Below are 12582 nucleotides of genomic sequence, written 5' to 3' on the forward strand. Positions count from 1 at the left end.
GTGCACAACATTCAATTGGCGGCGGGTTAGCTCAAAAAGTACAGTAGCCCATGAAGGCCGCTAAACCTTAGTGCGACATCGGCCTGCTGATTGACCACAGGCTTCCCATGGCAGGCCACCCCTAGTGCTGATGTGGCCATCATAACCAGGTCGTTTGCACCGTCGCCCATGGCGACGGTTTGGTGTGGCGAAATGTCCCACTGATGAGATAACGCCTTTACGGTGGCCGCTTTTACATCGGCATTTACCACTTCACCTACCACCTCTCCAGTCAGCAATTCACCGTCTACCGCCAAGGTATTAGACACTGCGGCATCTAAGCCTAGTCTTTCCTTTAAATAGTCTGCAAAGTAAGTAAAACCGCCTGATGCAATCGCCACTTTCCAGCCATTTTCTTTCAGGGTGCTAATTAGCCTCTGTACGCCCGGCATTAGCGGAATGCTGTCTCGAATTTGCTGAAGCTGATTGAGTGGCACGCCCTTTAGGCAAGCCACGCGGTGATGCAGGCTTTCATTAAATGCAATTTCGCCTCGCATGGCCATTTCAGTCACTTTAGAGACCTGCTCACCAACGCCAGCAAGCTTAGCTATTTCATCAATGCATTCAATGGCGATGACGGTACTGTCCATATCCATCACTAACAGGCCGCGTTGGTTTAAGTGCGGTGTGCCCTCGGTCAGCCCGATATCTATGTGATATTGGTTTGAAACCTGTTCAATACATTGGGCAATAGAGGCATCTTCCCCTGCCTGCTTTTCACCAAAAGCCACCACTACGCTGTCGCCAAATCCATTGTGTAAAGGGTGTAAAAATAACGCTGAAGGGCGAAAGCAAGAAGACATCGCCGTTAACGCCTCATCGATGAGGTAAGGCGTTAACGCCTGACCAATCAAGGTTACCCTCGCTTCATTACTTTTAAGCCTAGAGGACGGTACTGTGGCTAAACAACGCTCTAGCGCAGCGGCATGGTTATACTGATTACTTGCTTGTGTATCTCTTAATAAGTCAGGAAAATTCGTAGTCACTATTTGTACAAACCTTAGAAATCTTGGCTATATGCTACCCAAACTCGACCGCTGTGGAAATACACCCTTTCAAATTAGCTGAAATTCGCCTAATGTTACGCTAAATATAATGGGAATTTATTGCTGTATGCAAAATCAGGCTAGTCGACAGAGAACAGGGTCAAAACAATCAGTATCGCATTCTGCCTATACGGCGCTTAAGCGCCTCATTCATACCGCCATCATGGGTGCAGCTGTCGCGCTTATCATTTGTTTGTTCGTCGTATACGAAAAGTATCAATCACAATGGGTAAGCGTGCAAACTGAGCAGCCCGGTAGAAGTGTGAGTCAGCAATACGCGAAAATCCTTGCTCCGGCGTTATCCAGTAGTGACATAACGGAATTAGAAAACCTCGCAACAATCGCGGTGTCAGATCCTGCCGTAATGTCGGTGAGCATTTTTGATAGCAAAGGTAAGTATATCGCCCCCTTGCCTAGGGGGGAAAGTGTGGTGACGCTCACAAGAAAAAACCCAATCCCCCCGGTAACTTACCTTGAAGTGATAGAGGGCGACGAAGGCCAAACATTAGGCTACTTGAGTGTGAATATCGACACAGGCTACATCTTAGATAACCCTTTAACGCTACGTCAGCAACAGGTGTTTATTGCCATATTAATTATCGCATTGGCGCTCATTGTGGGCATTTATATAACCCGCGGCTTTTACAAGTTTCGCCCCTGGCTGACCCGAGTTTTACACACCAATGACAAGCTTACTCAACACCCTTAAAACAGCGGTTATAGTTCGCGGTTGTAAAACTTATAATCTCTTGTTCACTATGCTCACTTAACGCCGCCATCGTTTGCACAACATCCAAAAGGTAGGCGGGACTATTTTGTTTACCTTGCCGACCAAACATAGGCATATCTGGCGCATCGGTTTCCAACAAAAGATGACCTGGAAAATGATGAAGTAAGTACGCTAAGGTATCGCGAGTTTTGGATGCTCTTGGGTAGGTTACTGTTCCCCCAATCCCTAAATATAACCCCTTATGGATATACGCCTTCGCCACCTCAATACTGCCGGAAAAGGCGTGCACCACGCCGCCGCAATGGCGGTTTACTTTCGTCAATGCCTCTAGCAACCTGTGATGACTTTTACGATGGTGTAGTATTACCGGCAACTGGCGCTGCTGAGCAAAATTGAGTTGTACCTGTAAACACCGTTTTTGTGTTTCGATGGGCACATCAATGTGACTGTCCAATCCTATTTCGCCCACCGCAACAGGTGCAATTACCGCTTCTTCGAACGCCACGTCTAACTGGCGGACAAGGGCTTTCTCATCTTCATCGTGGTGTAAAAAATACGGGTGAGCACCAAGGGCAATATCAATAGGTATGATGGATGAAGCGTCTTTCGCCAACTGTTGCTGTTGCTGCCATTGGCCGGCCTGGGTACCTGGCACCAATAACCGCGTTACCCCTGCTTTTTTGGCCCGCTGTAACTCGTCAGTCCAATCATTGGAAAATGCAGCTAAGTCGAGATGGCAATGGCTATCAATCATAATTCAAGCCTCTTAACCGGCGATACTCACAAAACGTTACGGCATTAAACGTTGCGTTGCCCAACTGCCGTCTTGTTGTCGATTGTATTCAAAGCGGTCATGAAGGCGGTCTTCGCCCCCTTGCCAGAATTCAACTTGATGCGGAACAATTCGAAACCCGCCCCAGAAATCAGGCGTCGGCAAGGACTTGTTGGCAAACTTGGCTTTCATCTGACTAAACTGGGTCGTGAGCAGTTCTCGGCTGCTAATAGGCTGGCTTTGCTTAGAAGCGAAAGCCGCTAATTGACTTTCTTTAGGGCGAGAGAAAAAATACCGGGCATTTTCGGCAAGTGTTAAACGTTCTGCAACACCGCAAACCCGTACTTGTCGCTCCATAAAAAACCAGGGGAAGTGACAAGAGACTTTCGGATTATCAGCGAGTTCTTTGGCTTTGCGGCTGCCCAAGTTCGTAAAAAAAACAAACCCAGACTCACTCACTTCTTTTAACAAGACGATGCGCTGAGAAGGCTGCCCATCGGCATCTACAGTGGCCACCGTCATTGCTGTAGGGTCTGGAATCTCGGCCTTTATTGCCTCTGCTAGCCATTGCTCAAACAAAGCAAAAGGGCTGTCAGTCAGGTCTGACGAAGACAGTTTGCCTTTCGAATATTGACGGCGTAAATCTGAAATAGACATAAAATTCCCTAACGCTTAGAAGCCACAACGAATGGTTATACAGCCAGTGGCGAGAAAATTAACTTTCGTCGCCATATCCCAGTGAACGTAACGCGCGCTCGTCGTCAGCCCAGCCTTGTTTAACTTTTACCCAAAGCTCTAAAAACACCTTATTATCAAACAGGTTTTCCATGTCTTTGCGGGCATGTTCACCGATGGTCTTAAGGTGCTTTCCGCCTTTACCAATGATCATACGTTTCTGCGTTTCACGTTCAACCAGGATTAAACCGCTAATACGATAAATACCGTTATCAGCTAACTTAAACTGCTCAATTTCTACGGTGGTAGAGTAAGGAAGTTCATCGCCCGTAAATCGCATGAGCTTTTCACGGATAATTTCAGCGGCCATAAAGCGGCTTGAACGGTCGGTAATATAATCTTCTGGAAAATAGAATTCACTCTGCGGTAAGCTTCCTGCCACCAAAGTGCGAATGTCGTCTACCATTTTGCCTTGCTTAGCACTCACCGGAATGATGTGCTCAAACTGGTGCTTCTCTGCTAACTGCTGAAGATGAACCATAAAGGCTTCTTTATCTTCAACTTTGTCCATTTTGTTAACCACTAAATAGCAAGGCAATCCCGAGGCTTTCACTTTGGATAGCACCATTTCATCATCGGTGGTCCAGCGTGTGCCTTCAATAACAAAGAGTACTAGGCCCACTTCAGCCAATGTACTTGATGCTGCACGGTTCATGTAGCGATTTATGGCACGCTTTTCTTCTTGGTGTAAGCCCGGAGTATCGACGTAAATGGCTTGATAATCTCCCTCAGAATCTATGCCTAAAATGCGATGGCGAGTGGTCTGTGGCTTTCGCGAGGTAATACTGACTTTCTGTCCTAACAAGCGATTAAGCAATGTGGATTTACCAACATTGGGGCGCCCGACGATAGCGACTAAGCCACAACGGGTATTGGGTGTTGGCTCAGTCATCTAATTTCTCCAGCGTCATTCTTGCGGCTTCTTGCTCGGCTTTACGGCGGCTATTTCCCATCGCAACCACAGGGGTGTCTAAGTTTTCAACCTTGCAGCACACCTCAAATGTTTGCGCGTGGTCTTTGCCCGATATGGACATCACTTCGTAAGTGGGTAAAGGCAGCTTTCTACCTTGCAGATATTCTTGTAAACGGGTTTTGCTGTCTTTCGGGTGCGCGTTGGGGTCAAGCTTTTCAATTCGGCTCTCCCATAGGCGGCTTATAACGTCTCTCACCTGTTCCATACCAGAATCAAGGTAGATAGCACCAAGCAACGCCTCTACGGCGTCAGCCAGAATGGAGCTTCGTCTATGCCCACCACTTTTTAATTCTCCTGGACCTAACAGCAATAATTCACCCATACAGGCTTCGCGAGCCAGTTCAGCTAAAGTATCGCCTTTCACCAAGGTTGAACGCATACGGGTGAGTTTACCCTCTGGTACATCGGTAAAGCGCTTATAAAGGGTTTCACCAATGACCATGCCTAAGATAGCATCGCCAAGAAATTCTAGTCGTTCGTTGTGCTTTTTAGCCGCGCTTCTATGTGTGAGCGCTTGTTGTAATAAGGCTACATCATTAAAGGTGTAACCTATCGCCTTATTGAGGCGATGATATTTATCAATTCCTTGCATTAATCAATGCCACCTACACGCTCAAACCTCACGCCTGACGGGATCCAGCCTGGCAACAAATCTTCGGGTCTGCGCTCAAATTCAAATGAAATCCAAATAGCCACCGCCTTACCCACTAGGTTGGCGTCAGGAACAAAGCCCCAAAAACGGCTATCTCGACTATTGTCTCGGTTATCACCTAATACAAAGTAATGCCCTTCTGGCACAATCCACTCGTTACTGCGGGTACCAGGTTGAGTATAGAAGTTAACCGGCGAAATTTCTCTTATTGGATGGCGCAAAATATCATGCTTCACGTCGCCAAGCGTTTCCGTGTAGCGCATTAACTTTGCCATGTCTTGAACAAACTCACCGCGTTCAACAAAGTCGAGTGGCACTGGGGTTAACTTGCCACATTGGCTCTGCGCACCGTCACATTTTGACTTGATATACACTTGCTTATTTTGATAAACCACAGTGTCACCAGGCAAGCCAACCACACGCTTGATGTAGTCAACAGATGGGTCTTCTGGGTATTTAAATACCGCGACATCACCGCGCTCTGGTTCACCCGTCTCCACCAATTTACTTCTAAACACCGGGTCTTTAATACCGTAGGAAAACTTCTCAACCAAAATGAAGTCACCCACTAAAAGTGTTGGCATCATAGAACCTGACGGTATTTGAAAAGGCTCATAAATGAACGAGCGAAGCACCAAGACAAACGCAATGACTGGAAAAATTTGCTGTGATGTATCGACCAAATATGGCAGTTGCGGATCTTCGCCATAACTCGCGCCGCCTGCATCCGCAGCGGCTTGCAAGCGAGCTTTGCGTTTAGGCGCAAAAACGAGGCTATCGACTAACCAAATAAGGCCAGTAATTAGCGTTAGTCCCACAAGAATGTGAGAAAAATAATTCGCCATTATTTACCTACCTTCAATACTGCAAGGAATGCATCCTGCGGTAATTCAACATTACCTACTTGCTTCATTCGCTTTTTCCCTTCTTTTTGTTTTTGAAGCAGCTTTTTCTTACGGCTTACATCACCGCCGTAACATTTCGCGATAACGTTCTTACGCAACTGCTTCACTGTACTTCTTGCTACTACGTGGTTACCAATAGCAGCCTGAATGGCAATATCGAACATCTGACGAGGAATAAGCTCACGTAGCTTCTCTACCAACTCACGACCTCTACCCTGAGAGTTTTCGCGGTGAGTAATAACAGCAAGTGCATCTACACGCTCACCATTAATGAGAATATCTACTCTCACCATGTCAGATGGCTGGAAACGTTTAAAGTTGTAATCCAGTGATGCAAACCCTCGGCTGGTAGATTTCAATCTATCGAAGAAATCAAGTACAACTTCTGCCATGGGCAGTTCATAGGTCACTGCCACTTGCTTACCATGGTAAGTCATATTCGTTTGCATACCACGCTTTTCAACGCACAGAGTAATCACATTACCGAGATATTCCTGTGGAACCAGAATATTGGCTTCAACCAAGGGCTCCCTAATTTCGGCAATGTCGTTCACTGCGGGAAGTTTAGCCGGGCTGTCCACCGTCATCACTTCACCTTTTGTGGTTTCTACTTCGTAAATTACCGTGGGTGCCGTGGTGATTAGGCCCAAGTCGTATTCACGCTCTAAGCGTTCTTGAATAATTTCCATGTGAAGCATGCCAAGGAATCCAATGCGGAAACCAAAGCCTAATGCGGCTGAACTTTCTGGCTCATAAAACAAAGACGCGTCGTTAAGGCTTAATTTTGCTAGGGCGTCTCGAAAATCTTCGTAATCATCAGAGCTAATTGGGAAGATACCTGCGTAAACCTGTGGCTTCACTTTCTTAAACCCAGGTAGCATATCTGTAGCAGGGTCGCGAGATAAGGTAATGGTATCGCCTACTGGCGCACCTTGAATGTCTTTAATACCTGCGATGATAAAGCCAACTTCTCCAGCACGTAACACGCCAGTATCCAGCGCCTTTGGCGTAAACACGCCGATTTTGTCCACTTGGTGCACTTGCCCATTCGACATAATTTGGATTTTGTCTTTTTTGGTCAACTGCCCTTCAACAATGCGCACCAAAGATACAACGCCCTGGTAATTATCGAACCATGAATCAATAATTAGCGCTTTTAACGGCGCTTCACGTTCACCTTCAGGGGGCGGGATCTTATTCACAATAACTTCAAGTACGTCTTCAATACCGATACCGGTTTTCGCTGAGCAACGCACTGCATCTAACGCATCAATACCCACAATGTCTTCAATTTCTTCGGCCACACGGTCTGGATCGGCTTGGGGCAAGTCAATTTTGTTGAGTACCGGTACCACTTCCATATCCATTTCAATGGCGGTATAACAGTTTGCTAGGGTTTGCGCTTCAACACCCTGCCCTGCATCAACCACCAAAAGCGCCCCTTCACAGGCCGCTAAAGAACGGGATACTTCATAAGTAAAGTCCACGTGTCCTGGGGTGTCGATGAAGTTCAACTGATAGGTTTCACCATCTTTTGCAGTGTAATTTAGTGTTACACTTTGTGCTTTGATGGTAATTCCACGCTCTTTTTCCAAGTCCATTGAATCAAGCACTTGCTCAGCCATTTCGCGATCGGAAAGCCCTCCACAATGCTGAATTAAACGGTCTGACAAGGTAGACTTACCGTGGTCAATGTGGGCAATAATACTGAAGTTACGAATGTGCGATTGTTGCATAATGCTGGAAATTACCTGCAGAAAAAATTCATTAAACAAAAATGCCAGTAGCTCCCTTCTAGAGATACTATCTAGCGCGAGCGGATTTTACCCATTTCTTGGCTGAAAAGCGAATTCCCGTGCATATTTGCAGGAACCATTGAGGAAGAAGCGCAAAGCGATAATAATTTTCGCTTTTGTCGTATTTGTCGTTAGGAGAGCGTTTGCAGTAAAACAGCTTGGTACTTTCCGTTATCAAGCCGGCTGAGATGTCGAGCAATTCCACGATAAGCAAAATAAGTAGTGGCAATCGCAGGAACCATTGGCCACAGCTCGTGGAACAGGCCAAATGACTCAAATAACAGGCTGGCAAAGAGTGTGGTGCCGATAAACGTTAGCAACGGCAGAATATACAACCACGCCGATGCACTTAGCACGCCCGCTTCGGGCACACCTACGGTGACCCGTTGCCCGACATTTACAGGCATAGGAGAATGCAACACCAGCTGTTGCGTTTTCGGCGCTAGCGCTCGGGAGACCACGCCAGTACCACAATCGCTCTGCACCTGACAACTGCTACATGTTGACTTGATAGCGGCCTCTACCGTTATTTTATCTCCCTCCACTGCAACCACAGTGGCAGTTTCTTTGATCATGGGGTTTCCGTCGTTTTCGATGTCAGAGACGTTGCAATAGCGTTAGCGGTTTGAAGGGGAATTTCTCCCACTACGGTGACTTGTGCTTTGCCGTCTGTCAATGTGAGAAATGTACTTAAGTCATTACGCAGTACTAAGTCACTGCCCAGTGCATCTGCGGCTGGCTGCACATAAACAGAAACATCCACTAGACCATCACTGAACATTTTATATTCAACAATTTGACCGGTTTGCGCTAACCGGCGAGTTTCCTGCTTAACTTCCTTCATTCCCGTGGGAAGAAAGGTAACATCCCAATTATGCTCACGGCGATGGCGCTTGGAGAGTACCAACGGCTTGGGCAGGCTGGCCTGATTAATTCGTTCAAAATAAGGGTTAGGTTGTTCTGTCATTTGTAATGACGTCACCTGAATCTGTTCTAACAAGCCACCTTGTAAATCAAGCATATTCAGCTTTAACAACATGCCAGTGTCTTCATCTAACCATAGCTGATAACTAAACCGGTTGTTGTCGCGGCTAACAATACGTATTTGCTGAGCAGGTCTGCCCGCCACTCTAGCTCTTCCCACGGAAACAAACTCATACCCCTGCTTTAAACGCTCGGGATGATGTAATAGCGTGCTTGGAATTGGGCCATTGATATGTTCAGACTTCAAGCTGTAGGGCGAAACATCTGGCTCGAATACACTTACCACGTCACCCACGCGAATAAGTTCCCGCCCAGGCCCGTTTTGCAGGTTTAACTGTTCCATTTTAATGCCATTGGGCATAACAGCATGACGCCAAAGGTAAGGCATAGTGTCGCCATCAGCGCGACTTTGCACAAAAGAAACCTGAAAATTACGGGTTTCAATGACCTCACTTAAACGGGCTAGCCAATCAGCGGTGCTTTTGGGGGATGCTAAACGCTGAGTATCAGCCAACACAGCAGGTTGATTTTGAATCCGATCTACGCTTGGTTGCTTGAATTCGGCCTCTGAATCTTGCGTGGGCGAATGGGTAACCACTTCTTTTGGTTTCTCGTCGTCAGCAGAGTTTATTTGAGTTTCTTGCCCGAGGGCAATAGGTGCCGTCAGCATACCTGCCACTGACAATAAGGCCACGAGCTTGTGTGCACTGCGTTTTACTGTGTCCGAAAACACGCGTACCAGCGAACGAGGCGCTGGTACGTTATTAATACATTTAATTTTCATGAAACTACGTCGTTATGGGCGCTCGTTAGGGCTAACCTCATTTTCATTTTCTTCTGACTCTTGCGCCTGCTTTAATAACAGCTGTTGCTCATGGTCAGCGATAAGTGCGTTAATCTTTCTCTTCTTCTCTAACATTTCGTTCATGTCATTACGAGGAAGCGCACGCGTTTGCTCTAAGCTAACTGGCGATAAGCCACCTTGCGGCCCGGCTGTCGGTGCCGTCATAAATGGTTCTGTAGGCGCAGGTTGATTAAAGTTCTGAACACCGAGAATAACCGCGACAGCAACAGAAGCTGCCATTGCGAACTGCCCAGACTGTTTAGCAAAAGGCACCACGTTACCAAGCACCGGCATTGAGCGCCAACGGGACGTCTTAGGTGCGACAATAGCGGGCTCAGCATCTAGCGCAGCAGCCACAGAAGAAGCAATATCTAAGTTTGGCGCAACATGCATCTCTTTGCGCATAACGCCTCTCATTACATGATAGCGCTGCCACTTAGCTTGTAGTTCTGCGTCCTGCTTAATGGTGTCGATAATTGAACTATCATCGAGTTCACCATCCATGAATGCGGACATTTTTTCTTGCTGTTGCGTCATATATTCATTTCCTGACCATTTGCGATCATTTTCTACCCTAACACAGCTATTAGTCAGCTTCATCTTGGGAAAGTTCACTTTCCTCAAATTTAATTTTCTAATAGCGGTTGAATAACTTTATCAATTGCCTCTCTCGCCCTGAAAATACGTGATCTTACTGTACCTACAGGACAGGCCATAACGTTCGCGATTTCTTCGTAACTTAACCCTTCGATTTCACGTAAAGTAATTGCCATACGCAAATCATCGGGAAGTTTCTCCACCACGCGAAATAGGGTTTCTTCTATTTCGTCTGACAGTAAGCTTCGCTCGGGTGTGGACTGCTCTTTTAAAGCGTCACTGCCTTCATAAAAGTCAGCTTCATCAGCATCCACATCACTCGCCGGCGGCTTACGACCTTGTGCAACTAAATAATTTTTAGCACTGTTAACCGCAATACGATATAGCCAGGTGTAAAACGCACTGTCGCCTCTAAAATTAGGAAGCGCACGATATGCCTTAATAAAAGCATCTTGCGTTACATCTGCAACATCGCCTGTGTTTTTTACGTACCGTGAAACGAGGTGCATCACTTTGTGCTGGTATCTTGTCACCAGTAAGTTAAATGCATTCTTATCGCCACGTTGTACTTTCTCAACCAATTGTTGATCGGTTATCTGCTCGCTCATTCGAGCCATTACTCCTTACTTCAACTACCCAATAGCTCTCGCAAGCATTGTTGTAGACGCTAGCTTTTGAAAAAAGTTCTCAATTTATATTAAAAATACTAAAAAATGCGAGTGTAAAGTGAAAGGGAGCATTGTGTTTTGCCCCTCATCCATTAGACTTGCCGAACCTTTGTTCATTTGAATATATACAAAAATACATGAAATCAGTGTCGTCTTCACTAACTTCCACATCAAATGCTATTGAACACCGATGTGATGTACTGATTATTGGTAGCGGAGCCGCAGGGTTAAGCCTTGCTTTAAAGCTTGCTGACCATTGTCAGGTTATCGTGCTCAGTAAAAGTGATAGAAACGAAGGGTCTACGCGGTATGCCCAGGGCGGTATTGCCGCGGTTTTCGATGAGCAAGATTCGATTGACGCTCACGTTAAAGATACGCTTAATGCTGGTGGCGGGTTGTGTGAAGAGCCTGCGGTACGTTTCACTACAGAGCGCGCCAAAGCGGCGTTGAGTTGGCTGATAGGCTATGGCGTGCCCTTTGACACCGAAAAAACAGAATCTGGCGAAGAGCGTTTCCACTTAACCCGTGAGGGCGGTCATAGCCACCGTCGAATATTACATGCCGCTGACGCCACGGGAGAGGCGCTTCAAATCACCTTGAATGACGCTGTGTCTACCCACCCCAACATTCATGTTTTCGAGCGCTATAACGCGATAGATTTAATCCCCTCAAAACAGGATAAAGGTCGGTGCGTGGGAGCATATGTATGGAATAGACAGCAAGAGCATGTCGAAGTTATTCGCGCACCATTTATTGCCCTTGCCACAGGTGGCGGCAGTAAAGTGTATCAATACACCTCAAACCCAGACGTATCAAGTGGTGATGGTATTGCCATGGCATGGCGCGCGGGCTGCCGGGTAGCAAACATGGAATTTAACCAGTTTCATCCCACCTGTTTGTTCCATCCGCAAGCCAGAAACTTCTTGATTACCGAAGCCCTTCGCGGCGAAGGGGCGAACCTTTGTCATGCTGATGGCACTCGGTTTATGCACAAGTTTGATGAACGGGCCGACTTAGCCCCTCGTGACGTGGTAGCCCGAGCAATCGACTATGAAATGAAACGCCTCGGAGCTGACTGCATGTATTTAGATATCAGTCATAAACCAGCGGATTTCATTGTTAAGCATTTTCCTAATATCTACCGCAAATGCCGCTCATTGGGCATAGACATCACCCGAGAACCCATCCCTGTGGTGCCTGCTGCCCATTACAGTTGCGGCGGCGTCATGACAGACTTCAATGCAAAAACAGATTTAGACAATGTTTACGCCATTGGTGAAGTGGCGTATACCGGGCTTCACGGTGCAAACCGTATGGCATCCAACTCATTACTAGAATGCGTCGTCTTTGCGTCTTCTGCAGCTGAGCACATTCTCGCACAATTGCCCTTCGCGTCTTGTGAAGAAGCAATTTCGCCGTGGGATGAAAGCCAAGTATCTGACTCAGACGAAGAAGTTATCATCCAACATAATTGGCACGAACTCAGACTGTTTATGTGGGATTATGTTGGCATAGTGAGAACGGACAAACGGCTAGAACGTGCAATGCGACGAATTCAGCTGCTTGAACAGGAAATTAATGAGTACTACTCGCATTTTCGCGTCAGTAACAATTTATTAGAACTTAGAAATCTCGTCACAGTGGCAGAATTGATTGTACGCTGTGCTATGGCGCGTAAAGAAAGCCGAGGGTTACATTTTAACTTGGATCATCCAAACCAATTAGACGAACCTCTACCCACCATTTTGGTGCCAGAGAAGAGCAATGCGCGGCCCGTGCCCGGCTCGTTAACAGCCACGTCTGTGCCTGTCACCGAAAATTGAAAAAGGAGCCATTGGCTC

General features: G+C 46.7%; 13 protein-coding genes. 2 read left to right on the forward strand and 11 right to left on the reverse strand.

The features are described 5' to 3' along the window. Positions 1-26: 26 nt before the first annotated feature. Entirely contained in the window at positions 27-1028 is a 1002-nt protein-coding gene (gene serB / locus EP13_RS12305) for a phosphoserine phosphatase SerB (RefSeq protein WP_044057548.1), read from the reverse strand. 124 nt (positions 1029-1152) lie between these two features. Here serB and EP13_RS12310 point away from each other — a divergent pair, with 124 nt between their 5' ends. Beyond that, entirely contained in the window at positions 1153-1794 is a 642-nt protein-coding gene (locus EP13_RS12310; protein ID WP_044057549.1) for a hypothetical protein, read from the forward strand. Here the strand turns inward: EP13_RS12310 and EP13_RS12315 are convergent. The 10 genes from EP13_RS12315 to rpoE all read right to left on the reverse strand — a co-directional run bounded on the left by EP13_RS12315 (position 1778) and on the right by rpoE (position 10681). Continuing rightward, positions 1778-2569 (reverse strand): TatD family hydrolase, encoded by a 792-nt coding sequence (locus EP13_RS12315; RefSeq protein WP_044057550.1) that lies wholly within the window; start codon positions 2567-2569, stop codon positions 1778-1780. The genes EP13_RS12310 and EP13_RS12315 overlap by 17 nt on opposite strands. Before the next feature lie 36 nt (positions 2570-2605). After that, entirely contained in the window at positions 2606-3244 is a 639-nt protein-coding gene (pdxH, locus tag EP13_RS12320; protein ID WP_044057551.1) for a pyridoxamine 5'-phosphate oxidase, read from the reverse strand. A gap of 58 nt (positions 3245-3302) precedes the next feature. Then, complete coding sequence (gene era, locus EP13_RS12325) at positions 3303-4214, reverse strand: GTPase Era (protein ID WP_044057552.1); 912 nt, start codon at positions 4212-4214, stop codon at positions 3303-3305. Further along, positions 4207-4887, reverse strand: coding sequence for a ribonuclease III (gene rnc, locus EP13_RS12330; protein WP_044057553.1), 681 nt, complete (start codon positions 4885-4887; stop codon positions 4207-4209). Before rnc ends, era begins: the two co-directional genes overlap by 8 nt. Then, on the reverse strand, positions 4887-5792 hold the full coding sequence (gene lepB, locus EP13_RS12335; RefSeq protein ID WP_044057554.1) for a signal peptidase I: 906 nt from the start codon (positions 5790-5792) through the stop codon (positions 4887-4889). The genes rnc and lepB overlap by 1 nt, the downstream gene beginning before the upstream one ends. Next, positions 5792-7588, reverse strand: a complete 1797-nt coding sequence (gene lepA / locus EP13_RS12340) for a translation elongation factor 4 (RefSeq protein WP_044057555.1) — start codon at positions 7586-7588, stop codon at positions 5792-5794. Before lepA ends, lepB begins: the two co-directional genes overlap by 1 nt. Positions 7589-7779: 191 nt before the next feature. Next, the gene (locus tag EP13_RS12345; protein WP_044057556.1) at positions 7780-8223 is read right to left on the reverse strand and encodes a SoxR reducing system RseC family protein; all 444 of its coding nucleotides are present in this window, start codon (positions 8221-8223) and stop codon (positions 7780-7782) included. Beyond that, positions 8220-9416: a MucB/RseB C-terminal domain-containing protein gene (locus tag EP13_RS12350; protein WP_044057557.1), complete on the reverse strand. Its 1197-nt coding sequence runs from the start codon at positions 9414-9416 to the stop codon at positions 8220-8222. The genes EP13_RS12345 and EP13_RS12350 overlap by 4 nt, the downstream gene beginning before the upstream one ends. A 12-nt stretch (positions 9417-9428) precedes the next feature. Next, complete coding sequence (locus EP13_RS12355) at positions 9429-10013, reverse strand: sigma-E factor negative regulatory protein (RefSeq protein ID WP_044057558.1); 585 nt, start codon at positions 10011-10013, stop codon at positions 9429-9431. Positions 10014-10102: 89 nt separating this feature from the next. Further along, the gene (gene rpoE, locus EP13_RS12360; protein WP_044057559.1) at positions 10103-10681 is read right to left on the reverse strand and encodes an RNA polymerase sigma factor RpoE; all 579 of its coding nucleotides are present in this window, start codon (positions 10679-10681) and stop codon (positions 10103-10105) included. A 197-nt stretch (positions 10682-10878) separates the two neighbouring features. Here rpoE and nadB point away from each other — a divergent pair, with 197 nt between their 5' ends. Beyond that, positions 10879-12564 carry an L-aspartate oxidase gene (gene nadB / locus EP13_RS12365; protein ID WP_052364541.1) on the forward strand — a complete coding sequence of 562 codons (1686 nt, stop codon included), beginning with the start codon at positions 10879-10881 and terminating at the stop codon, positions 12562-12564. Positions 12565-12582: the final 18 nt, after the last annotated feature.

The organism is Alteromonas australica, assembly GCF_000730385.1.
Classification (GTDB): domain Bacteria; phylum Pseudomonadota; class Gammaproteobacteria; order Enterobacterales; family Alteromonadaceae; genus Alteromonas; species Alteromonas australica.